This window comes from Chryseobacterium sp. CFS2 (genome assembly GCF_036543225.1).
GTDB classification, from domain to species: domain Bacteria; phylum Bacteroidota; class Bacteroidia; order Flavobacteriales; family Weeksellaceae; genus Chryseobacterium; species Chryseobacterium culicis_A.
In genome coordinates this window covers 352,888-377,110 of sequence record NZ_JAZHQU010000002.1, presented here as the reverse complement: position 1 = coordinate 377,110, position 24,223 = coordinate 352,888, and the positions used below count along the sequence as shown (strand labels likewise).

Below are 24,223 nucleotides of genomic sequence, written 5' to 3'. Positions count from 1 at the left end.
ACCGGCAATTGTGGAATAACCAATCTAAAATAAATAGAAATTAATTCAGCAGGAGTGGGCTTTAGCCAAAACTTAATGTAAACAGCACATATAAAAAAGCCATCAGATTTCTGATGGCTTCATTATTTAAATCAATTATTTATAAAATTAAAAATTTGCTGGTGTAGCTGGAGTAGTCGCTGCTAAGTTGTTATAATTTTCTCCTTCTTCATTAATCACTCTCTTAGCAAATCTGAACTTAGGCCCCCAATAAGAATCATTCAGTGAAGAAATCATTACTCCTTTTGATGTTGCTGCGTGGATAAATTTAATCTCACCCTCTTCAGAAACACTCTCTACAATACCTACGTGAGAAATTCTTCTTCCATGAGAGAAGAAAATCAAATCTCCCTTCTGTAATTCTCCTTTTTCTACTCTTTCACCTTCCTGAGCCTGAGATGCTGCTACTCTTGGTAAGCTAAGCCCTGCTGCTGCTCCGAATACAGAAAGAACAAAAGCTGAACAATCGATACCGTTTCTGGTTGTCCCTCCGTATCTGTAAGGAGTCCCAAGATATGTTTCAGCTTCTTCAAGGATACCGTCAATGGTTTTATTATGTTTGATTGCTTTTGCAATCTCAGAATTCTTAACTGCTTTTTTAGCACTAGCGATAGATGCTGCCTTTTCAGCAAGGAAAGAGTCGATAAGTCTTTGCTTATCCTGCTCTATTTTTTTGTTATCTATAGAAGCTAGTTTGGCATCTGTTTTGTATTCTTTTGTGTAAGTTGCTGGTTTTGAAACCACATAATTTGTAGCACACGATTGCAATGAAACTGTAGTAACTAAAGCAACTAAATAAAACAAAACTCTTTTCTTCATATATATTTGATTATCCGTGTTAAAAAGGAATATTTATTTTCAAAAGCAATACAAAAGTAGAGATTCCGAGCAAAAGACCCCTGATATGATAATTGTCAGGATCTTATTTTAACACATTTTAACATATTGTTTACATATGTTAAAGAAAAATAAACCGCAACGGCCTATTTTTGGTAAGTGTGCGGTTTTTTTTATTAAGATTCTTTAACAAACTCTGTCGATTTTCTTCTATATATCAGGTTCTGTGATTTAAAACTCTAATTTTCAGGGCTGTTAATAAAACAAAAAAATTCCCCGGAAAACCGAGGAATTTAAACTAATATGGAACTTTACAGGACGTTATTTTGTAAACAACATTTCTCTGTATTTTGTCATCGGCCAAAGCTCGTCGTCTACCATCATTTCCAATGCATCAGAAGCTTCTCTGATTGGATCAAATAATGGCTTTACTTTATTACAATAGCTTTCTGCCTGTTTTTGGCTGTCTGATGTACTTTTTGCAGTTTCTCTGGCTTTCAGAAGATCTTCAACACCAAGCTTAATTTTAGAAACATTTTCAGAAATGCTTGTAATTAAACTCATTTGTTCTTTTGCTAAAGTTTTGAATTCTTTGTCACCAAAGATTTCTTTAAGACCTTTTACGTTTTCAATTAATCTGTTCTGATAGTTTAGTGCAGAAGGAATAATGTGGTTTCTTGCGATATCACCTAAAACTCTTGCCTCAATATCAATAACAGTAGAGTATTTCTCTAATTTAATTTCGTTTCTTGCTTCAACTTCTCTGTGGTTAAAGATTCCCATCTCTTCATATAGATCTAAGAATTTCTTGTCCATTTCCTGCTTTAAAGCTTCAGGAGTTGTTTTAAGGTTATTTAATCCTCTTTTCTTAGCTTCTTTTGCCCAGTCATCAGAATATCCGTCACCTTCAAACATAATGTTTTTACACTGCTTGATGTATTCTCTCAATACATTGAAGATGGCTTCATCTTTCTTAAGACCTGTTTCAATTAAAGCATCAACTTCTTTCTTGAAATCATTTAACTGTTTTGCCGCAATGGTGTTCATTACCGTCATAGACTCTGCGCAGTTTGCAGAAGAACCTACCGCTCTGATTTCAAATTTATTTCCTGTAAATGCAAATGGAGAAGTTCTGTTTCTGTCTGTATTATCTAACAGGATTTCAGGAATTTTTCCAACTACATTTAATTTTAATTCTGTTTTCTCTTCCGGAGATAGTTTTCCGTTAGTTACTTTTTCAAGTTCTTCCAATACGCTGAACAACTGACTTCCGATGAATACGGAAATAATTGCCGGCGGAGCTTCGTTAGCCCCAAGTCTGTGGTCATTGCTTGCAGAAGCGATACTTGCTCTTAAAAGGTCTGCATATTCATGAACTGCTTTGATTGTGTTAACAAAGAAGGTTAAGAACTGTAAGTTTTTCTTTGGATTTTTTCCTGGGCTTAACAGGTTTTCTCCCGTATCTGTTGCTAAAGACCAGTTGTTGTGTTTTCCACTTCCGTTTACTCCTGCGAATGGTTTTTCGTGGAAAAGGATGTGGAAGTGGTGTTTGTGAGCTACTCTTGCCATGATGTCCATCAACAAAGAGTTGTGGTCTACAGCAACGTTTACTTCTTCAAACATTGGAGCAAGCTCAAACTGGTTAGGGGCTACCTCGTTGTGTCTTGTTGTAGCAGGAATACCTAATTTCATACACTCGATTTCCAGCTCTTTCATGAAGTTCATTACTCTTGTAGGGATAGAACCGAAATAGTGGTCATCCAGCTGCTGTCCTTTTGCCGGAGAATGTCCTAACAATGTCTTACCTGTTAATACAAGATCCGGACGTGATTGGTATAATGCTGAATCAACAAGGAAATATTCCTGCTCCCAACCCAAAGTAGGCGTTACCTTCGTTACATTTTTATCAAAATACTGCATTACGTTCGTTGCAGCTTCATCCACAGCGTTCAAAGCTCTCAAAAGAGGTGCTTTATAATCTAATGTTTCTCCTGTATAAGAAATGAAGATTGAAGGGATACATAATGTAGTTCCCATAATGAATGCCGGAGATGTAGGATCCCAAGCTGTATAACCTCTTGCTTCAAAAGTATTTCTGATACCTCCGTTAGGGAAAGACGATGCGTCAGGCTCCTGTTGGATAAGCATGTTTCCACTGAATCTTTCAATAGCTCTGCCTCCTTCAATTGGAGTGAAGAAAGAATCGTGCTTTTCTGCAGTAGTACCTGTTAAAGGCTGGAACCAGTGAGTATAGTGGGTTACCCCTTTGCTCATTGCCCAGTCTTTCATTGCTACAGCTACCTGGTCTGCAATATGTCTCTGGATCTTAGTTCCTTTTTTAATCGCATCCATGATAGAACCGAATGCTTCTTTCGTTAAATATTCTCTCATTGTTTCTTCTGAGAAAACATTTTTACAGAATAGCTCTGATAATTTCGCAGGGATCTCAACAGAGTTGTCTTTTCTGAAATCCTTAAATGGAAGGGTTTCTAATGCTTTGAATCTTAAGGTTGACATAATTGGGTTGATTTTTTACAGGGCAAATTTACAAAAAAAATGAATCAAAAATATTTTAACCCTAAAAATTTTAGGGGTCTTTTGAAAATTTATACAATTTAAACGATTGTTTGGTGTTTTTTAATAGGGTGTTTTATGTTTCCTGTTCAAAAACAATTGTAAATAAGAATGCCAGTTGCCTAAGCAGTGCAAAAAAGATTGTATTTGCTGCCTTCCTGTATATATATCGAATTAAATTTACAATTATTTACACTAATTCTTGAGATTTTTCCTGAAAATAAATAAAAAGATCGGCAGAAAAATAAAAAATGAATAGAGAAAAGGCTTAAAATAATCCATGTCATAAATATCAAATGCATAAAATAAGATGTGAGTTGCAAAAGTTATCAAGAGATAAGGGAGTATTTTTTTAGAAGAAATAACTGCATTTATAAAAAACATGACCAGCATCTGAAGGAGGATTACAAGAGGGAACTTATCAAATAATCCATATATTCCGGCAAAAGGAGAAATCAGAATTGATTTAACAATTTGAGTAAAATCAGGTGTTTCATCCAGCTGAAACAAAAAAAACAAAGCTCTGATAGGAAAGTATATAAAGATATGACAAATCCATATTTTCCAAAAAAGAGAAATTCTATTTAATTTACTTTTCATAAGGTTTAATAATTTTTACAATTTCATTATTTACAGTTCCATCTGAATGTAATTTGCCTTTAAATCCATACCACTTTGGTTTATGCTTTGATAAATATAGCATTAATAATGGTAAATCTATCCTGAATTGTGAATCTGTTACTTTAGCATTAGGCGTAAAATCATCAAATGCCGGAACAATGTCGTTAAACCAACTAATTGCCTGAGCTCCGGCTCCATGCCATCCGCCGAAAGGGTCTTTGTCTGCCATATTCTGGAATCTGGATATCGTTGATGAACCCGTTTTTCCATAAATGGGCGGGGCTACAACCCCTTGTTCATGTTGGATAAATTCTTTATCCCAGGTATAGGCCGCGTCTCCTTTTAAAGGAGTTTTAGCATATTGTCCATACATCAGCTCATGAAATTTGGTTATGGCAAAATCACAAATACCTAAATTTAATTCATTGAGAATCGTTTCGACATCATTGGCTAAAAAGCTATTTCCTCCTTCCAGTGAGTTCGATAATGCTTTTACCAGTCCTTTAGCTCCTTTGCACCACTTTACTTCATGCCCGAAACGGTTCTTAATATTCCAGTCTACACCCTCGTAAAAATCATAAATTTGTTTAAATGGAGCAAGTCTTCCAGGTATTTTGTGCTCAATAATATAAGAATAAGCTCTTCTCCAGGTATCATTATTTTCTGCCCTGTCTTTTGTCAGCCATGAACCATCCTGTCCTTTCCAGTCTTGTATTTTTATAGCTTTGTTTCGTAAAGCAAGTTGATAAGTTTCGTAATCAGGAAATTCTCCTCCAATATATTTTTCTACAGAATTTTTGTTGGTTAGGAAATCATACATCAATTGAGGAAAGTTATTGCCAACATAATTTTTTGGAAGAAGTATTTTAATTTTACCTCCATCAATATTAATATATTTTGAATGATGAATGGCGGAATCAAAATATTTTACCTTAGAAGCTCCTTCTACAATTTCTATAACAAGCGGATTGACATTTTGTTCCACATCTTTTACTCCTGCGTAGTTGAAAAGAATATTGATTACCGGAAATATTTTTCCTACAATAAAGACCCTTTCTTTAGGGAAAATATCTGTGGAATAATCAGATAACTGAATGGGCTTAATCTGTTTTCTGTAATAATTTGCATTACGAATCTGAAAAAGAGTTTTTACCGTATTAAGTTCTGTTTTATTGAGAAAAAGAACATCATCTTCTTCCCTGTCTTTTACTGTTAATATTTCCTGTTGTGTAATATCTGAAATACTCATCGATGGATATTGCGTATGTAATCCTAATCTTTTTGGATAGCTCATCTGTATATGTTTAGTGTAATTATGGCAAACTTAGCCTTAGCAGACGCCAAATCTCGACGTATTAAAACAAATATTCATTAGCCTGAAGCATATGTTTTAAACGACTTGTTAAAAGACAGTTAAAATAAAATGGGCAAAGATTTTGTATATTTGTGTGAAATTTATTTTATGACAAATTCTAGAGCAAGAGAAACAACAGAGGCTATTGAAAGACTATACATCTCTATGAGACATTTATTTTATAGAGGATTTTTCAAGCCGGGTGGAGTTTCAGGAGAGAGTATCAGAAGTTTGTTAAAGACCATCAATCCGGAAATTTATGGAACCATGAATATTCCAAGCAAACTGGAACTTGACGGCTTGATGTATGTACTAGACAGACTTCCGGAAGGAATTGAAGAATGTGCTTTTATTCATCTTACATCTGATGAAGGGTTTGATAAAGGAAGTTTCGAACCCATTGTTCCAAAGAAAAGAAGAAGAAACTGTTATAGAATAGACGAACACCAGATGAATATTGAGGTTCTTTTGGGCCGTTCCGAAATTTATGACATTCTTACCCACCTTACCTTCCTTTTTATAGAAGCTGATAAAATCCGTAATCTGGCATTCATTCAGGATGAAAACTGGAAGCCTACACGTGCTTTCAAAATCATTGAAGAAGTAGTAAAAGGAGAAAAGAAATTCAGCAGAAAAGAAAAAGAAGTGGCACTTATCCATCTTTCTTCTTTAATAGGAAGATCTTTTGATGAGACTTTAAGGGCTTACAATACTTTTGGTGACGATCAAAATCCTGACCGTTTGTTTAAAATCATTTACAACTTAGGAAAAGTAAGTCTTGATGATGCAAAAGGAAGCAGAGAAAGAGAAATTCATTTCAGTTCTATATTAAAAGAAAGAGTAGGGCACCATTATTTTGGAGAAAAATGGGCCAACAAAGTGAAAGAGGTTTTATTTGAAAAGAATCTTCACATGCGTCCGTTACATATTATTTCTGCCAATATGCATTCGGTGAAAAATATGCTGTATGCCAATAATGCCCTTAAAAAGAAGCAGCATCATGAAATTGATTATAAACTGTACGAAGAAATTTCAAACAAAAAAGAACTTCGTGACAAAGTATCAAAATATGCTTTGGATGAAGGGATGATTCATATTGCTGATAAAAGCGGAAGTAATATTGATGTTCAGATTATAGACCTCAGCAAAACAGACCTGAAGAATACTCCATTTGCTGATTGCAAGTTCGGTGGAGACGATGTGGTGATGGTTTTTGATTACGCATTCGGTGAACAGGCATTCGAAGTAATGGATGAGTTGCTTAGACCTTTTGAGCATAAAGGTGAAGTGTATATGATGCATGTAAAATCTGTTTCCATTATGGGGAAAGCAGGTATCCTTACCGGAGAAAAAGGAGATATTATGATTCCTACTTCTCATATTTTTGAAGGAACAGCAGATAACTATCCTTTTGAAAATGCTTTAAAGCTGGAAGATTTCAACGATGATGAACTGAAAGCTTTTGAAGGACCCATGATTACTGTTTTAGGAACTTCTCTTCAGAATAAAGATATCCTTTCTTACTTTATGAATACTTCATGGAAGGCTATTGGGCTTGAAATGGAAGGAGCACATTATCAGAAAGCTATTCAGGTAGCTTCCAAGATCAGACATCATATTTCACCAGATCTTTTTGTATGCTATGCTTACTATGCATCGGATAATCCGCTGGAAACAGGAAGTACGTTGTCTTCAGGAGGCTTAGGTCTTACAGGAGTAAAACCAACCTATCTGATCACTTTAAGAATCCTTGAAAAGATTTTAAGAAGTGGAAAGAAAGAAGCTTCCACTAAAAAATAATTATATTTCATTATAATATCAACCTCAGGTGCATTTGTATCTGAGGTTTTTTTGTAATTAGTTAAACACGAATATCACAAATTTATTTGCACAAATTGCACTATTTTATTGTGTTTAAAATAGTGGTTTTCATTGGTGAAATTTGTGTTTAAATAAAAACCTATCTTTAGGAAATATAAATAAAATATCCATGAGCTCAGTTTCACAACTTGCGAAAAGATTCAGAGAGGTTCTGCTGGATGGTCTCTGGATCGCCAATACCAATTTTAAAGATCAGCTTTCAGAGGTGACTTGGAAACAGGCTGTGACAAAGATAGACTCTCTTAATACCATTGCAATGCTCACTTTCCATATAGATTATTATATTGCAGGAATTATGAATGTTTTTGAAGGTGGGAATCTTGAAATTAAAGATCAATTCAGTTTTGACCTTCCTCCCATAGAATCGCAGAAACAATGGGAGGATTTGTTGGATAAATTTTGGAAAAATTCTGAAAAATTCGCAGCACTCCTGGAACAGATGCCTGATTCCAAACTTGATGAGGTTTTTGCAGATGAAAAGTACGGAACTTACCGTAGGAATATCGATGGAATGATTGAACACAGCTATTATCATCTGGGACAGATTACTTTAATCAAAAAACTATTAAAAACCTCTGAAAATAAATGAACACCTTTGAAAAGCTGTGGATAGATAATCTTTGTCAGGGTTTTAAACCTTGACAAGGATTGTTGGAAATAAAGCTCAAAAGATAATTTAACAATTCAGATTAAAATCTATCTAAAACCATATTAAACAGAATAAAATCTCAGAATAACTCCTATTTGAGGCTTTTATTTAAATTACCTACCTTTAGAAAAAAATAAAATTTTAAATGAGAAAATCGGCTGCAATCATTTTTGCGTTTATCATTTCACAATTTCAGGCTCAGCAAGGAGCTTATTATCAGCAGGCTGCGAAGTACAAGATGGATATTGATGTCAATGCTGAAAAATTTACCTATCAGGGAAAACAAACTTTAGAATACACCAACAATTCGCCGGATAAGCTGAATGTGGTTTATTTCCACTTATACTGGAATGCTTTCAAACCTAATTCTATGATGGATCAGAGAGTGGCTTCCCAAGGAAAAAATGGTGACGGAAGACTGCAGAAAGATGGTATTTCAAGACTGGCTTCTATTCCAAAAGATCAGGAAGGAGCTCAGAATATTCACTGGATTAAACAAAATGGAAAAGACCTGAAATTTGAAGTTCAGGAAACCATTATGAAAGTATACCTGGCAGAACCTATTAAACCCAACTCTACCACTACGTTTACGATGGACTGGGATTCTGTAATCCCTCAGCAGATCAGAAGAAGTGGAAGAAACAACAGGGAAGGGGTAGACATGACGATGACCCAATGGTATCCAAAAATTGCGGAGTACGATTATGACGGCTGGGCAACTTTTGATTATCTGGGAAGAGAATTTCATGCGCCGTTCTCAGATTTTGATGTTACCATTAAAATCAATAAAGATTATGTAGTGGGAGCAGGAGGAATTCTGGAGAACCCTGCAGAAGTAAAAGGCTACGATGCCAATGCTAAAATAAAAACAGAAAAAGATAAAAAAGCAACCTGGAAATGGACTGCAAAAAATATCCTTGACTTTGCATGGAGTGCAGACAGAGATTATTCTGTAGAAAGCTTCAATGTTCCTGAAGGACCAAAAGTATATCTGGTCTATCAGAAAAATGATAAAACAAAAGCATGGGGTGAATCACAACCTTACATCACGAAGTATTTCCAGATCATGAATGCCCACTTTGGAAAATATGTATACCCAACTTATGCATTTATCCAGGGAGGAGATGGCGGAATGGAGTACGGAATGTGTACTATGATTTTAGGGGAAGCTAAAAATGTTAAAGATTTAATGGGCTTAATGGCTCACGAAGGCTCTCATTCATGGTATCAGCAAATGCTCGCTACTAACGAGTCTGTTCGTCCATGGATGGATGAAGGGTTCACAAGCTATGCAGAAGGATATACCATGTATCAGCTGTTCCCTGAAGATCTGCCAAACCCGTTTGCAAAAACGCTTGATGGTTACAGAAAATTTATCAAAAAAGGAATTGAAGAACCGGCTGTTTGGTTGGGAGATCATCATGATAACGGTACATCTTATACCTATGCATCTTATGTAAAAGGAGAATTATACCTGGTACAGCTTGGATACATTATGGGAGAGCAGAACCTTGCAGAAACGTTAAAACAATATTATGATCAATGGAGTATGAAACATCCTTCAGACAGAGATTTCCTTCACATTGCCCAAAAGGTTTCCGGAATGGATCTGAAGTGGTTCCACAACTATTGGATTAATACAACAAAGACAATCGATTACGGAATCAAAGATGTAAAATATGATGCCAAGTCTACCACTATTACCCTGGTTAATAATGGTCAGGTCCCAATGCCTATTGATTTTGGAGTGATGACTGCGGATAAGAAAGTTATTACGTATCAGATCCCATTGAATATGACTCATACATGGAAAGAAAAAGATATCTACGGGGAGCTTAAAACAATGCCTTACTGGCCCTGGACTCAGAAAGAATACACGCTTACCATTCCTTATACTAAATCTCAGTTATCTGTTTTGGGAATTGATTTCAGTCAGAGAATTGCAGATGTGAATATGGAGAATAATTTTGTAGAAGTAAAATAAACTAAAAAAGAGCTATTTCATTTTGAGATAGCTCTTTTTTTATAGTGTACATAATAGATGCTGCTGAATTCTCTGCGGTTTTATCCTAATTCTGAAGTGCTATTTTCAAATTGATTTTCTCTACATTTTTTATTGAATTAGTGACCTTAAAGCCATTTTTATAATCTATAGTATAGCTTTCTATAATAAAATCATAATTCCCATTCAATTTTTCTTTTAAGCTTGAGAGAAGCATTTTGTCAATATCATCACCCAGGTCTGAATAATAAAATCGAATTAAATCTTTATCCCATGGTTTCAATTTGATCGTTAGCTTAATCTTCCTATTTATATTTTCAAAAATGCGGGAATATTGTATTAAATATTTATTTTCTCCGATTTTTTCAACGATAATATCATCGGTTATAAATCTATTTTGAGAGGTAAGTTTTTGAGAAGAAACGAAGTTATAAATATTCTTGTTAGGATCCGTTTTGTGATTGAGCATTATAACTTCATTATTTTCATAATCATATAACTTGGATATATCGTCATTATATTTATACATGATATACTTTGGATTTTCAGAGTTGATCAGGAACTGGGATTTATTTATAGGACTATGACTGCTTTTTATCAGAAATTTATAATCGAAACTATAATTAGTTTGTGCATTTATACTACAACTCATAATTATAAATAAAAAATAGGCGATAGCTTTTAAATTTTTATCCATTTTTTGTTTTTTAATTCTTGTACAAGGATAATTTTTTTTAATCACTCAGCAATAGGTTTCTATAGATTTTTTTTAGCTTTTATGAACCAAATGTATGTTGTAATAATAAAAATACGCCTCATTTTGTTTCCCGCAGCCTGGTTAAGACTTTCCGATATCTCGTAAAAAGAAAAACAACCTTGTTTGTAGCCCTCAGAGGAATCGTGCAGGTTTCAAACGTACTTGTTTTGCATTGAAGCGCTTTTTACAGAAGTATTTTTAAGATAAACTTAATTTATAAGAGATTGGGGGCTTGTTTTTTATAAAAATGATTAAATTTAATCCCTCAAAATCGAGCAGGAATTTCAATTATATATAATGAATTTCTTCTGAAAAATATGTCAATGAATTCAATCGTAATCAATGTAGGGAACAGCAATATCAGATTTGGTCTTTTCAATGGTGATAATTGTGATGTTTCGTGGGTAATCAATACAAAGCCTTACAGAACAGCAGATGAGCTTTATGTACAGATGCTGATGCTTTACCAAACGTATAAAATTGAACCCAAAGAAATCGATAAGGTAATTATCGGATCCGTAGTACCTCAGCTTACCAAAGTAATGAGCTCAGGAATCAAAAAAATTCATGGAACTACTGCTGTTATTGTTGACAGGAATACTCCTTCAGCGGTGCAGGCAAAATCCAAGCAGATGGGTACAGATATCTATGCAAACCTTGTAGCAGCCCATAATCTATATCCTGGTAAGAAAAAGATTGTTATCGATTTCGGAACGGCTCTTACAGCAAGTTGCGTGGCTGAAACCGGGGAGACCTTAGGCGTAATTATTGCTCCGGGAATTGTTACTTCTCTGAATTCACTCATCAACCAGACGGCACAGCTTCCGGATATCGAACTGAAAAAGCCAAAATCTGTTTTGGGATTGGATACCGTAACCTGTATGCAGAGTGGAATGGTGTATGGCTTCTTAGGAATGGTAGAAGGTTTTGTCAACCGTATCAATGACGAAGTTAATGACGATTGTTTTGTAGTGGCAACGGGAGGAGTTTCCCACGTCTATAAACCTTTGACAGACAAAATTCATGTGATGGACAGACTTCACACCCTGAAAGGACTTTACTTCCTTGGAAAAGATTTATAAATTAAAAGATTAAGGTTCAGGTTGAATCCGGGTAATGCCTTAGTCTTCACCTCAACCTTAATTTTATTATCATGAAAAAATTTCCGATTATAGAAACTGAAAGGCTTATTCTTTCACAACTGGAGGAGAAGGATATTCCTTTCATTGTTGAATATCTTCAGCACAGAATTTATTCTGATCTTACCTCCAATATTCCTTATCCCTACGTGGAAAACGATGCCAGATCCTGGCTGGAAATGTCAAAAGAAGCTTTTGATAACAATACCGGATATACTTTTGGGATTCGTAACAAAGACGGACATATTATCGGAGCAATCGGCCTTCATGACAGAGATGATGATAAAGCAGAGCTTGGCTATTGGATCGGAATGTCTTATTGGAATAAAGGATATGTGACCGAAGCAGCAAAAGCTGTTGTAGATTTTGGTTTTCATACCTTGAAATTCAATAAAATTTTTGCCACTCATTTCCTTCATAACCCGGCATCCGGAAGAATTATGGAAAAAATAGGAATGGAGCAGGAAGCCATTTTAAAACAGGAAATTAAGAAAGACGGAGAATATTTTGATATTGTGAGATATTCTATTTTTAATGACTGATTCGAGAGGAATACAGAATTCTATACGCTATAAAATAAAAGGGGCGGATATTGGAAAATATCCGCCCCTTTTTTATGTGATGATTAAAAGACTATCTTTTGCTTTTAAAAAAATCTTTAACAATTGAAGAGCATTCGGCTTCCATGATTCCTGTGATAACTTCTGTTTTTGGATGCAGCGAAAGATGTTTATTGATAAACCCTCTCTGCTCGTCACGGGCTCCAATGACTACTTTAGAGATCTGAGACCAGGAAAGTGCGCCGGAACACATGACACATGGCTCCATGGTTACATAAAGTGTACAGTCTTTTAAATATTTTCCTCCAAGAAAGTTTGCTGCTGAGGTGATCGCCTGCATTTCAGCATGTGCGGTAACATCATTCAGTGTTTCAGTAAGGTTATGGGCTCTTGCAATAATCCTGTTATTGGAAACCACAATACATCCAATAGGAACCTCATCTTTTTCTAAAGCGGTTTCTGCTTCCTGCAGTGCCATTTTCATATAATATTCGTCTGTAAACATTAATCCGTTATGGTTAAGGTTAAAGGAAGTTTAAAATGGTAAATGGCAGGGTCTCCTTTTATCGTTGCCGGAGAAAATTTTTCTGCCAGAGAATATAAGGCAATTTCTGCCTGCCTGTTGAAGGTGAAATTATCCCCTTGTGCATGAACATTGCTGACTGTTCCATCTTTCTCAACAATAAAAGCGACATCCGTTTTTATCATTTTTACTTCAGAATATACCCCGTCAACATACAGCAGATTGGCGACTTCCTGTCTCAGAGAATTGATCCCGCCAGGATAATCTGCACTCTTTTCAGCGTTTGAAAACTTTCCAGATGAGGCAAATCCTGGGTTTTTGATAGTCTGAAGATCTTCAAGATTCCTGACTTTTAATAAAGCTCCGATCAGTGCATTATTTTCAATGCTGTCCATTTTTTTCATGAAAAAAAGGAAATCACCCTTTATGGCCGTTTTTTTTACGGTGTTGGATTCTGCATCAAATTTCTTTTTGAACTCTTTATTCAGCATATTTCTGTGCTGGTTATAATAGCTCTTTACGAGTCTGAACTCTTCTTTCTGCTGTGCGAGAAAAAAGGTAGAGATAAAACAGCTGAGGCCAATGAATAAAGTTTTCAATAAGGGTATATTTATGTAAATATAACAAAAAATATGAAATACATTCTTTGTGCTTAGCTTTCAAGATAGCGGTTCAAAGATTCCTGTAAATGATTGCGAATGTCATCAACTAAACCTTTAGGTTCCAGAACGGTGACCTCTTTTCCGAAAGAAAGAATTTCCTGCATAAAGTCATACGTCGGATGGAGGAAAAACTCGAAATAAATTTCTTCAGGCGTTTCTTTAGTCTCTTTCTGCGATTGGTGAAGAGGGAAGCTTCTGATATACTCTCCCTGATGGCGGCTGCATTTCAATACAATATTTTGAGGTTTCTGCTCTGCCAGATTCATTACCCCGAATGCATTTTTGAAATGCTCCCTGAAATTGTATTTGTACTTCTCTCTGAACTGATTTTTAGTAACGTCCAGATAGTTGATTCTGTCTAACCCGAATGATTTTAAAACTTTATCTTTTGTATCGATGGCAATGAGATACCATCGGTCTTTAGATTCTTTTAACGCCAAAGGATGAACTTTTCTGGAGGTCATCAGTTTGTTTTTGTAATTGTAGTGTTCAAATGTCACCACCCTTTTATTTCGAATTGCAAAGAAGAGATCATAAAAGTGTTCTACACCGGTAGGTTTACGGCTTTCAAAAAAGATAAAATCTGAAAAATCCGGATGAAGATTCAGGGCATTACTTACCTGGAAAGATTCCAGCAGTTTTTGGTTGTATTCATCCACTTCCATAATGGGACGGCTCTCAATATAATATCGGTTGTCTCCCTTTTTTTTGTTGTGAATGGAGAGATTAAAAAGATTGGAAATCTCCCGGATATCTCTCTGCAGGGTACGGATAGAGTAGCTCTTGATTTCAGCATCCTGGAATTCAAAAGAATTTAAAAGATAGCTCTCCAGCTGGGAATAAGTAGCCGGAGAACTCTCTAATCTTTTAATAATTAAGGCATATCTTGTCAGATAAAAATCTTTCTTCATTTCTCTATTTTTAGGGTGCAGCAGGGCTGCGTTTTCATGGTAAAGTTTTATAAGACAAATATATGCGGTTAATGCGACAAAACGTGTCGTGTTTTATTATTTGTGGAAACTTTATGAAGAATTATTATATTCTGCTGTTATAAAGATCAACAGCATATTTACCCATAGAATAGAATGTATTTACATAGGTTTCTATACTTCTTGTAATAACATTACTGTTAAAGGATGTAGGATCTGTTGGGTTGTAAAAGTCTCCCTGATCTGTTTCCATTGTCATTGCTGCTACCTGCTGATTTCCCATCCAGGCCTGAGACATCGGAGAACTGCCGTCAATATCGGAAAATGCAAGGAGATCTTTATCAGCCAGATAATTATATCGTTTCCTTATTTCAGCATCTAATCTGTCACACAATGAATATATTGCATTTTGAACAGTGTTAAATGATGATGCAAACCACGCAGCCCGATAATCAATAGTAACCCCTGAACCAAAATTATGGCAATCAATATATAATACGGTGTCTGTTTTGATCGTATTAAAAGTATCTCTCACCAGTTGTGATTCTTTTTCGCTGAAAGGTGCAGTACCTTTATAAGATTGTGATCCAGCGCCTCCGTCTGCATATTCTGCCCAGCGATAATCAAAATTTCTATTAATATCCACACCATTATGATTCCATCTTACGGATTCCGTACCCCCTACATTTCCAACATTTAATGCATATGGGTTAACTAAAGGAATAAATGTCCAGTCATAATTAGATCGTAAGACGTTTATTATTTCATCTTGATCAGGATTTTCAAGCAAGAGTTTAAAAAATAAATAGGTAGTGTAAACACTTAACTTTTCACCTCCATGTGTACCTCCGCAAACAAATATACGTGGCTTTCTGCGCCTTTGTGTTGGCGCTGCTTTCCTGTTAAATGAAATATCAATTCGTAAAATATCATAAGGTGTTGGACCTTCTGTTTGACCGATAACTGTTTTTGTGACATTATTAGAGAAAGGGGCTATTACACGATCATACATTGGGTAAAGAACATCCGAATTTAGAGTTAAAGGATTGAAGGCAGGATAAACCGGAGCATTCCAATATTTAATCCCGAAATTATCGACGGCAAATTTATTCATTTGCCTTGCATCCTTTTGATATATAGAAACTCCGTTTACAGAATAATTTTTCAGACCGGTAACGTAAAAACTAGTGAACGAACCACTATACCGATAAGTAAACAAAATCAAATGATTTAATAAAGGTGGAGATGTTTGATTTTGAACAATGATTGTATTGTTTGTTTTATTATACAATACAACGCCGGCTGTTATAGCAGAAGGCATATCTATACCCACGGTTGTAGTGGGCAAACTAATTCTCCCTACGGTTGTGTTTCCTGTGTCAATGATTGCTCCCCCGGAAATTATGATCTTACGATTCGCTAAATCAAAATTGATGTCGGTATCATTAGTATTTAGGATGGCAACCTGTTCATTTATGGTATAAATTGTAGATGGAAGAGGCTTGCTTTTTTTACTTTCATTTAATAATTGATCATACTTACTGGCGCTAATATTCTTTAAAATATAGTTGAAATCAAAGCGATCCTGCTCAGTAATAATATCCGTGGGAGTATTTTTTTCAAAAACTATTCTTACCTGATTAGAGGTTGCATTATCCACTGAAAAATCATTGGTAGTAACATTCTGGTTGGCGAATATTCCATCCTTATAGAAAACAACACGGGATATTTTATATCCTGATTTTGGGCTTAGCCAATAGTTACCTGTAACTACAGGAATTAAAGCGGTTCGTATTCCTGTATCGGAGGTAGAGTTGAAGCCATTATTCACTGCTATCCTACCTATTTCTGTATTGATACTTTCTCCTAAATTAATTTCAAAATTATTGTATTCTGATATAACCTTTGCAGATATTTTTGTATTATCTACGATATCATTAAGTGTAATTAATTTAGATGAATAGCAATTAATTTTGATTGCATTTAATTCTGACTGAGTGACTGTTTGTGTCTTGTCAGCGTGATGTAGGGAAACTTTCCATTTTTTTGCTGTCGCAGGAAGGGTTGGAGTGAAAGTTTTTGCATTGATATCCTGTTTTGCAATAAAAACATTTTTATCTGTGTAATAGAAAATAGTTTGCAATAGCATATCACCCAGAAGTTCAATTTGGTTGGCATAGATGATATCTAAAAAGGAATCCGTTCTACCTCTCATCGTTGATCCTGTGGGAAATCCAACAGACCCTGAAATTGCGAGTGCTCCAACTTCCAGAGTGGGATTCATATAATCCTTAAAGCTGCTGCTTTGCTGGATAATTTGATCACTATTTTGAATTTGGTTTAAGGGGATCAGGTCATTTTTGTGCCAATAAGAGTCTAGCCAGGACCAGAAATGCTCTTGTGTGGGTATGTCTCCGGTTTCGAAGTATCGTTTTAAGTCTTCTTTTGTTTTCATAATGAAATTCGATGATTTTTGTATTAAATAGGTTAAGATTAGAATATCCCTTCAAAGGCTGGGCTTTGTTTAAAAGATGGATAGCTATATTCCAGATTTCTGGTTTTTAGACATAGTTTTGACTGTCCAGCATTTTGTGAATGGTGAATTCAAAATTTTTTTAGAATTTTAAGATTATTTTTTGTGTTTTTTATTTGTGTTTCAAAAGTAGGGAGGGAAAACGTCAAAACTTGACGTGTTTTAATTTTTTTTATCGATTATATTCTTATTAGAAGGATACCTTCAAATTTCCATTTTCATCCCATTTTTTATAAGTTCCGTCGTATTCTACGTTGTTATGGGCTTTATACTCTGTATAATTTTTAATACTGCCATATTTTAATTGACTTCTAATATTTTATATGTGATGAGTGTAGCAAGAATGTGACAGGTCTAAAAAATATAAGCCACAGCATTGCAGTGGCTTATTTATTATTGATCAAAATATTCTTTCCCTTTTCGATCTACCCATCCCTTTTTGCCATCCGGAGTTTCAAACCTGGCAAAAGCTCCAATATAAGGTTCAAGTTTTTTATATCTGGGATCAGTACCTATATTAGGATAGAAGGTTGATAATCCATCTTTTTCCAGATATAAATAATTTTGATAAGAAATAATTTTTTTATAATGAAATGGAATAATTTCTTTTTGTTCTTTGAAATCCCAAACACCATATTTATTTTTTAGTTTTGAAATAATATATGATATCTTTAATGGAGAAAATAATCTTTCCTCACTATCTCCATAATCTATAATTTTTTCATTTGATGTACTTTTTCTTCTCAAAGTATATTCAATTTCCAAACTCTTTTTATTATTTAAGAATTTTGGTTCTTGTCCATAAGAAGGATATTTAATATTTAAAAGGTCATCTTCAGGATCCACAAAAATATTAAATGATTTTTCCCGGATTTTATTTTTTTCAATCGTATAAATTTGATAACCATTGTTTTTGTCTTCTTTATATGATTTGTCAGATTCTTTTTGTGGGGATAATTGCGAAGTATTGCTCAGTAATCCATCCCGTGTATAAGTAACCAAAGTTCCGTTATTTAAAATAATTTGTAAAATATCTGGATTTTCGGAATACCTATAGGTTAAAATCTCCTGATCTTTATAGAGTATGGATAGTTTCTGATCATAAATGGTTGTTTCGTCCCCTTTGTGTGTTACAATCAATATATCGGTAGTTATCCGATCATAGATGGCGGGTAATAATATATTAGTTTGATCTTTCAATCCAAATTTACCATTTTCTTCAAATTTTGCCAGGAATTCTTGTGCACCCAAGAAATTTACTAAAAATATAAGTAAGAAAATAATATGTTTCATTGTTTACAATTTTATTGGACTAATATAATCATAATCGACAGACTTTTCTACCATTTTTTGCCATTGCCATTGATAAAAGGATTTGTATTTAAACTTTTGATTAAAATTTGGTTTCCCATCTTCTCCTGCATTGCTTTCTTGCAAATCGGCAAATTGTCTGTAATCCATTATGTTTTCTAAAGTTTCACTTTGATTTTTTACAATACCTAAATAAGGAGTCCATTTTGCAATTTGACTCTCATAATTTTTAATATCATTCATGACTTTATTTTTTGTTGTGTTAACATCAAAATCCGGCAAATTAATACTTTCAAGTTCTATTACTGAGGTTTTTTTATCGGTAACCAGCTCCGATTTGTCATTTAAATAAGAGCTTTCACCGACAATATTTATTAAAAATCTTTTTTCGAATTCTTCAATATCAACCAAAGATTTTTCAGAACTTTCAATAACAGACTGTATAACTCTATATTTTGTATCAAGTGTAAAATATTTTTTTAAGTCAACTTTGACATTATTTAATTCATCTAATTCTGCTTTTTTTCGTGTTATTAAAGTGTTTAATCTATTTATTTCTTTACTGGCTTCGTCTTCGAAAGTGTGGAGTAATCCCAAAGAATGTCCAAGTTCATGAATAACTAGAGAAAGGGCATCTTCATCCTTAATAGCACTTTTGAAAATATGCGTAATTCCTGAATTTCGATAAGAATAAGCCTGTGTTTTAGCATCTTCATTTTTACCACCTTCCACAGACATGTTGACAAATATATAAACAATTTTATCCTGATTAAGATGTACAATTTTACTTTTTAAATACTCTGATTTATAATTTAAATATTCCTTATATAGTGTATCCTTTATTTGATTCCAGGCATTTGTGGCCGTATGATCTTCATGAAATTTTTTTGCTTTCTTCAGATTAGATTCATTATCATACTTAAAATTTTTTTTGAATGCTTGTAATATTGTTTTTATACAGGCTTGCATTTTTTCAATATTTTTTTGTATTTCTACTACATTGTAAAATAATGCGGAATATTTGTTTTCGATTAAATCATTATAAATCAATGCATTTCTTTGGTTGTTTTCTTGGTAGTTTACGAATAGATTTTTTCCTTTCATTTTAACTACATCATCTTTAAGAAAATCAGTTTTGTCAAATTTTACAACGTGAGTATGCTCAGCAAGATTGCCTTTAATATATGCTTGGTTAAAAGATTGTTTATTAAAGAAATTATGTAATTTATTAACAAATTCAAATTCTTTATGGTCTTTTAATTCAACAGTTGTGGAGGGAGCGGAATCAAAAGAAACAAAAACTGGCTGTATGGTTGTTTCATATACTTTAGCATTTGCTTTTACAATTAGCCTTCCAACTGTTTTTCCTTCATACTTGGCTTCAACACTAATATCCTTTTCAAATGGTTCCAAGCACTCTATTTTTATTTTATAAAATTTATCATCAGAATTAGGAACAGTTTCTGTACGTTCTTTAGTTACAGTTATTTTGTTAGTTATAGATATAAAGGAGTCATTATTTTCATTCAATTCTTTACATTCATATTCTAACAATTCAGGAGCAGCATTATTATTTTCTGTACTTACATATAAAAAAACATAGCTTTTTTCTTTATTTATTTTAGGTGGCCAAATACTTAAGTACGGACAAGAATATCCTGTATAAAGCTTATCAGTAATTTTCTTACCTTCTTTATTTCTGTAATATATTATGCTCCCAGTAGGACAGTGTTCCGCATTAAATTTGTCAAATCCAAATTGCCCTATATATCCGGAGTCATTCAAACCTATCCTCTCTTTTTTAGTCAATTTATCTATCATATTTGTTTTTGAACGATAAAAAGTAACATCTCCTTCAAGCTTATATTTTGAGTATTTTCTTCTGTCCGTCTTATAAACATCCACATCAGCCACACCAATCTTTGCAAGATTTCTAATATCTATATTTTTCATTTTTTAAAGTTTTTTGAAATTAAAAATTGTAAAAAAATAGCGGTGATATTTCACACCGCCATTAAGGTTAATACTATCCAACAATTGTTGTAGGTAATGTTGTCGCTCCATCACTATGTGACAACTGAGCATCAGTATCCAGAGAGAAACTTGTTTCAAACTCCAGTTCTGAAGGATTCTCACAATTCTTAGGATCATTTTCAGGGAAAATCGGTAGAGGCTGCTTCACTGGAAGTCCTGTAGACTTATCCTGAAGAATCGTCAGTGTAGTAGGGATTCTGGTAATCCAGTATTTACCCTGAGGTTCTCCTGTCGGCTGTCTCATTTCGTCCACGATACTCATGTACATTGGGTCTCCGATTACCGGTACAGATCCGCCATTCCAGATTAATCCGGTTTCAAGGAAGAACTGAACGGCTGCTTCGAAGCCTGGCTTTACGGTAACGATAATTCTTGCCATACCTGCCTGTAGGAAGCTTCTGAATAAAGGATCCATACTTTCACTGATATAGAATTCCTGCCAGCTTTTACGGTTAGCCCAATAGTATGGATAGAAGGTATAATCCATAATTTCCCATTCAAATGCCTGTTCCATAAATTTGGCAAGTGCGGTATATCGGTCCAGATTTTCATTCAGGTAGACCTGGAAATTATCCATTTTTGTTTTCTCATCGGCACCATTGGTTGTTTCCTGGCCTAATGTATAAAGGTAATCCTGCAATAAGTAAGCGATACAGTTGTGCTTTAATACATCATGCTCCATATAACGGTAGAACGTATCCTGTCTTTCTTTAAGCTGTGCCTCTTTTTCTTTTTGCTCTGCATCCAATCTTGCCTGATCTTCCTGGAATTTTGCATAAGCAGCTTCATAGGCTTTAATAATTTCATTGAAGCTTTCAGTTTTCCATTGATTGATAAATGCATCGCTTAGTTCACAATTTACAACCACTTTGATGGTGTAACTTCTAACATTGTGTCCTTTCACCTGGAAAGTTACATTCCCTGTGATATTGAAACCAGATGATCCGTCATCAAAATTAAGGTCTCCACCACGTTCAGAACGTCCAATCATATCTCCTTTTAAGTTAGAGAACATTACTTCAGAATAACGTGATCCTGACCATCCGCCACCTCTGTTTCTTGTTGATCTGCAGGCGAAGCTTGCATTCTTTCCGGCATAGTTGTCCGGGATGGTAAATTGGGTATGATCAATTCCAAAATCGTCATTTGTCTGAGGAACACTAGAAGCTGTATGAATAACCTGTTTGGTTGCTTCCGGGAAGGCTACTAAATTCACTCCATATTCCTGAGCCCAATGCTGGATCTGTACAATAGTTGCAGATTTTGGATCTGGCATTAACCATGGTTCCGGTGCTTTTCTAGGATCTACAGGAGCTTTAAGTACCTGCGCTTTTGCAACAGTAAGGGCCAAACGGTGTAATCTTGAAGGTTCAGGAACCATAAATTCAAACATGGTACGCTTACCATAATTGTAGATCTGGTTCTTCATTTTCTTGTCGATCCATCTGTAAACTCCTGTAATATGTTTAGGTTGTGCAGCATCAGGATTATCAGTATTGGTTACTTTTCCTCTGTTGTCATATTCATGAACATTGGTTTCCGTATATTCTTTGATGATTTTCTGTACTCTTTCCTCTGAAATTTTAGTCAGAACTCTTTCCATCGCTCTTTCCGTAATTTCCTGAGATTTCATCACGGCCTGTCTTGTACTGTCGTGCTGTGCTGTGTTATTGGCATAGTCTGCACCGATTTCAAACTTCATGGCACTGTCATTTCCATAGCTGAATCTTGTGTAGGCAGAAATACTTTGTTGCTTCTCAATTTCTTTAGCAACTTCGGTCTGCATATCCGTTCTGGAAGTTTTTGAAGTGTCGGACATCTTCTCTGTTTCCTGAGATTTAGATGTTGTATCTGTAATTTCAGAATATTCTCTGGAAACGGAAGATTTATGTCTTAATTCGCTTGCCATAACATTCTCAATATTGGAAACCTCTCCGGGAACGTAGGCATGAACACTTTGTACTACCTTTAGATAATCTGCTACACCCAGTCTTTTTATTCCGAAATTTTTACGTTTCTGAATGGTTACCGGATCCGGTGTCCCCGGGTTTTCAATGGCTGCACGTTTCAGGGTCAGCATTCCGGTAAGGTTCAGATCTTCTTTTGGATATTGTGTAGCAATCTCTCCGTAGGCTACGCTTCCGTTATCAAAAATGATTTCTATTTTGAAACTAAAGCTGCTTCTGAATCTGTCTACCAAAGCTGCAGGTAAAGAAATTTTATTGTCTACAACAGAAATATTGCTGTAGTTTTCTTCGAAAGTTCCGGCTGCATCCGTTGTAGCAGTGATTCTGGCATTGGCAACGCTCCATGAAACATCTTCAACTTCAAAAGAAAAACTAACAAATCCTCTGCTGCCGGACACTCTGTAAGAACTGTGTGCGTATAAGCTATATGCCATCGGCGTTCTGGCAGTATTTTGAATAAGGGGAACTGAAGCTCCACCGATATTGGCATACTGCTGTTCCGGAAGAGGACTGTTTTGCAGAGCGGTTTCTATGGAAGATGAAATATTGTTTTTTACAACAAGTAAAGCATCGGCATAGCTTTCTATCTCATCATCAAGAACAATAGTCTGAGTGCCCATTCTCAAAGTATCATGTGAAAGGATCTGAAGGCTGTCCGTCTCTTCAGCCAGAGAAACTAATCCCGTTGTGGTTTCACCGAAAAGCTCAACAAAAAGGTCGAAAGATTCCGGCGAAAGCTTTGCCTGTAAATCTTGTAAATTGATTTCATTATTGTACGTAAATACAAACGGAGCAACTTCATATTCCTTTAAGGTGCTGTAAAGGCGTTCTTTTTCTTCTTCAGACATGTCTGGAGTGATTTTGCTGTCTACTTCAGCCAGTTTCTTGTCATAAAGCTCTAAACGCTCTTTGTTTTCTGCCATATATCTGGAATACTCATCCTCGTATGCCTGATGTCTGGATTTGTGGAATTTTTTCTGAAGTTTTTCAAGCTCAGAGTTCAGGGTGCTTAAAGATTCTTTTCTATGAATTGCTTTGGTGGCAGCCAATGAAGCTCTTGCTTCAGATTCCAGTCTTTGAATGGTTTTTGCACTCAGGGCAGGTTCAGAACCTTCAGCAGCTCTTGCAGAAACTGAAAGGGTTTCAACATCCTCTGAAAATAAGATGGCGGGTAGTATAATTTTTCCATCCATTGCTTTTTCCAATGGTTTTTCACCATTAACCTTGATGATTTCCTGATCGGTAAGATCCTGATTGCTGGCAAAACCAAGCTGAATAGCCATTAGAACGTGGCTGATTGCTTCTTTGATATAGAAATCTCCCTGGGTAACAATTTGATGAATATAATTATTCCAAAGCTGGGAAAATATAGCAATTCCCTCTGCATTTAGCTGTCTGTTGGTGTTAATAAGACTTTTGTAATAGTCTGTTACCAGAGCCCAGTCAGCACTCTCTAATGTTTCTTTTTTAGAAAGCTTTCTTCCAATTACAAGAAGATCTTTAAATGCACCTTCTTCAATTTTCTTTTCGCTTTCGAATCCCGCATTGTTAAATTCACCTGCAACTCTTTTCATTGCTGCAAATTTTAATGTTTTGGCAGGTCTTCCTGCAACTGCTGTATCAAAAACGCCGGTTACTCCTTTAGGTCTGTGGATAAACCCTAGGTTTTTGTCTTTAGTTTCTGTTAATTGTGGGTTCCTCAGACTTACAAATCTGAAAAGTGATTGTGATGCATTATTGGTTGTATTCATAGGGTTTGTTTCTTTATAATTAATAATTCCTTCTCCGACTAAGGATGTTCCGACGGTAAATGCGGACTTTGCTGTTGATGTATTGTTGGTTGACATTTTG

16 protein-coding genes are annotated in these 24,223 nt (G+C 35.0%); 5 read left to right on the top strand and 11 right to left on the bottom strand.

Translation table 11 applies throughout. From position 1 onward, the window contains the following. Positions 1-147: 147 nt before the first annotated feature. The 3 genes from ODR02_RS05070 to ODR02_RS05060 form a co-directional block, all read right to left on the bottom strand. Complete coding sequence (locus tag ODR02_RS05070) at positions 148-858, bottom strand: C40 family peptidase (protein ID WP_105683117.1); 711 nt, start codon at positions 856-858, stop codon at positions 148-150. Positions 859-1,197: 339 nt separating this feature from the next. Next, positions 1,198-3,393 carry a glutamine synthetase III family protein gene (locus ODR02_RS05065; RefSeq protein WP_209786361.1) on the bottom strand — a complete coding sequence of 732 codons (2,196 nt, stop codon included), beginning with the start codon at positions 3,391-3,393 and terminating at the stop codon, positions 1,198-1,200. A 646-nt stretch (positions 3,394-4,039) separates the two neighbouring features. Then, positions 4,040-5,365, bottom strand: a complete 1,326-nt coding sequence (locus ODR02_RS05060; RefSeq protein ID WP_309511762.1) for a hypothetical protein — start codon at positions 5,363-5,365, stop codon at positions 4,040-4,042. A 168-nt stretch (positions 5,366-5,533) separates the two neighbouring features. Here ODR02_RS05060 and ODR02_RS05055 point away from each other — a divergent pair, with 168 nt between their 5' ends. The 3 genes from ODR02_RS05055 to ODR02_RS05045 all read left to right on the top strand — a co-directional run bounded on the left by ODR02_RS05055 (position 5,534) and on the right by ODR02_RS05045 (position 9,939). Beyond that, on the top strand, positions 5,534-7,225 hold the full coding sequence (locus ODR02_RS05055; protein ID WP_209786359.1) for a DUF6909 family protein: 1,692 nt from the start codon (positions 5,534-5,536) through the stop codon (positions 7,223-7,225). A gap of 190 nt (positions 7,226-7,415) precedes the next feature. After that, positions 7,416-7,895 carry a DUF1572 domain-containing protein gene (locus ODR02_RS05050; protein WP_209786358.1) on the top strand — a complete coding sequence of 160 codons (480 nt, stop codon included), beginning with the start codon at positions 7,416-7,418 and terminating at the stop codon, positions 7,893-7,895. Positions 7,896-8,100: 205 nt separating this feature from the next. Next, positions 8,101-9,939, top strand: coding sequence for a M1 family metallopeptidase (locus ODR02_RS05045; RefSeq protein ID WP_309511761.1), 1,839 nt, complete (start codon positions 8,101-8,103; stop codon positions 9,937-9,939). A gap of 85 nt (positions 9,940-10,024) precedes the next feature. Here the strand turns inward: ODR02_RS05045 and ODR02_RS05040 are convergent, their stop codons facing one another. Continuing rightward, the gene (locus tag ODR02_RS05040) at positions 10,025-10,654 is read right to left on the bottom strand and encodes a hypothetical protein (protein WP_209786356.1); all 630 of its coding nucleotides are present in this window, start codon (positions 10,652-10,654) and stop codon (positions 10,025-10,027) included. A 383-nt stretch (positions 10,655-11,037) separates the two neighbouring features. Between ODR02_RS05040 and ODR02_RS05035 the strand changes: the two genes are divergently transcribed. Together ODR02_RS05035 and ODR02_RS05030 are read left to right on the top strand one after the other, a co-directional pair. Beyond that, on the top strand, positions 11,038-11,796 hold the full coding sequence (locus tag ODR02_RS05035) for a type III pantothenate kinase (RefSeq protein ID WP_309511760.1): 759 nt from the start codon (positions 11,038-11,040) through the stop codon (positions 11,794-11,796). Positions 11,797-11,867: 71 nt separating this feature from the next. After that, on the top strand, positions 11,868-12,395 hold the full coding sequence (locus ODR02_RS05030) for a GNAT family N-acetyltransferase (RefSeq protein WP_309511759.1): 528 nt from the start codon (positions 11,868-11,870) through the stop codon (positions 12,393-12,395). A 91-nt stretch (positions 12,396-12,486) separates the two neighbouring features. On the opposite strand, the gene ODR02_RS05025 is transcribed toward ODR02_RS05030, so the two are convergent. The 7 genes from ODR02_RS05025 to ODR02_RS04995 all read right to left on the bottom strand — a co-directional run bounded on the left by ODR02_RS05025 (position 12,487) and on the right by ODR02_RS04995 (position 24,219). Continuing rightward, positions 12,487-12,918, bottom strand: coding sequence for a nucleoside deaminase (locus ODR02_RS05025; RefSeq protein WP_309511758.1), 432 nt, complete (start codon positions 12,916-12,918; stop codon positions 12,487-12,489). Then, complete coding sequence (locus tag ODR02_RS05020; RefSeq protein ID WP_245169799.1) at positions 12,918-13,535, bottom strand: hypothetical protein; 618 nt, start codon at positions 13,533-13,535, stop codon at positions 12,918-12,920. The genes ODR02_RS05025 and ODR02_RS05020 overlap by 1 nt, the downstream gene beginning before the upstream one ends. Before the next feature lie 53 nt (positions 13,536-13,588). After that, positions 13,589-14,509 carry a helix-turn-helix transcriptional regulator gene (locus ODR02_RS05015; RefSeq protein ID WP_309511757.1) on the bottom strand — a complete coding sequence of 307 codons (921 nt, stop codon included), beginning with the start codon at positions 14,507-14,509 and terminating at the stop codon, positions 13,589-13,591. Positions 14,510-14,633: 124 nt separating this feature from the next. Further along, on the bottom strand, positions 14,634-16,982 hold the full coding sequence (locus ODR02_RS05010; RefSeq protein WP_309511756.1) for a M14 family zinc carboxypeptidase: 2,349 nt from the start codon (positions 16,980-16,982) through the stop codon (positions 14,634-14,636). 471 nt (positions 16,983-17,453) lie between these two features. Next, positions 17,454-18,353, bottom strand: coding sequence for a hypothetical protein (locus ODR02_RS05005; protein WP_309511755.1), 900 nt, complete (start codon positions 18,351-18,353; stop codon positions 17,454-17,456). A gap of 3 nt (positions 18,354-18,356) precedes the next feature. After that, positions 18,357-20,324, bottom strand: a complete 1,968-nt coding sequence (locus ODR02_RS05000) for a hypothetical protein (RefSeq protein WP_209786350.1) — start codon at positions 20,322-20,324, stop codon at positions 18,357-18,359. Positions 20,325-20,397: 73 nt separating this feature from the next. After that, on the bottom strand, positions 20,398-24,219 hold the full coding sequence (locus ODR02_RS04995; protein WP_209786349.1) for a hypothetical protein: 3,822 nt from the start codon (positions 24,217-24,219) through the stop codon (positions 20,398-20,400). Between the last annotated feature and the right edge of the window lie 4 nt (positions 24,220-24,223).

Excerpts from the sequence above, each read along its gene's own strand:
- ODR02_RS05010 (WP_309511756.1), bottom strand. The coding sequence starts at position 16,982 with ATGAAAACAAAAGAAGACTTAAAACGATACTTCGAAACCGGAGACATA.
- ODR02_RS05030 (WP_309511759.1), top strand. The coding sequence starts at position 11,868 with ATGAAAAAATTTCCGATTATAGAAACTGAAAGGCTTATTCTTTCACAA.
- ODR02_RS05000 (WP_209786350.1), bottom strand. The coding sequence starts at position 20,324 with ATGAAAAATATAGATATTAGAAATCTTGCAAAGATTGGTGTGGCTGAT.
- ODR02_RS05005 (WP_309511755.1), bottom strand. The coding sequence starts at position 18,353 with ATGAAACATATTATTTTCTTACTTATATTTTTAGTAAATTTCTTGGGT.
- ODR02_RS05060 (WP_309511762.1), bottom strand. The coding sequence starts at position 5,365 with ATGAGCTATCCAAAAAGATTAGGATTACATACGCAATATCCATCGATG.
- ODR02_RS05045 (WP_309511761.1), top strand. The coding sequence starts at position 8,101 with ATGAGAAAATCGGCTGCAATCATTTTTGCGTTTATCATTTCACAATTT.
- ODR02_RS05065 (WP_209786361.1), bottom strand. The coding sequence starts at position 3,393 with ATGTCAACCTTAAGATTCAAAGCATTAGAAACCCTTCCATTTAAGGAT.
- ODR02_RS05070 (WP_105683117.1), bottom strand. The coding sequence starts at position 858 with ATGAAGAAAAGAGTTTTGTTTTATTTAGTTGCTTTAGTTACTACAGTT.
- ODR02_RS04995 (WP_209786349.1), bottom strand. The coding sequence starts at position 24,219 with ATGTCAACCAACAATACATCAACAGCAAAGTCCGCATTTACCGTCGGA.
- ODR02_RS05035 (WP_309511760.1), top strand. The coding sequence starts at position 11,038 with ATGAATTCAATCGTAATCAATGTAGGGAACAGCAATATCAGATTTGGT.
- ODR02_RS05025 (WP_309511758.1), bottom strand. The coding sequence starts at position 12,918 with ATGTTTACAGACGAATATTATATGAAAATGGCACTGCAGGAAGCAGAA.
- ODR02_RS05055 (WP_209786359.1), top strand. The coding sequence starts at position 5,534 with ATGACAAATTCTAGAGCAAGAGAAACAACAGAGGCTATTGAAAGACTA.
- ODR02_RS05040 (WP_209786356.1), bottom strand. The coding sequence starts at position 10,654 with ATGGATAAAAATTTAAAAGCTATCGCCTATTTTTTATTTATAATTATG.
- ODR02_RS05015 (WP_309511757.1), bottom strand. The coding sequence starts at position 14,509 with ATGAAGAAAGATTTTTATCTGACAAGATATGCCTTAATTATTAAAAGA.
- ODR02_RS05050 (WP_209786358.1), top strand. The coding sequence starts at position 7,416 with ATGAGCTCAGTTTCACAACTTGCGAAAAGATTCAGAGAGGTTCTGCTG.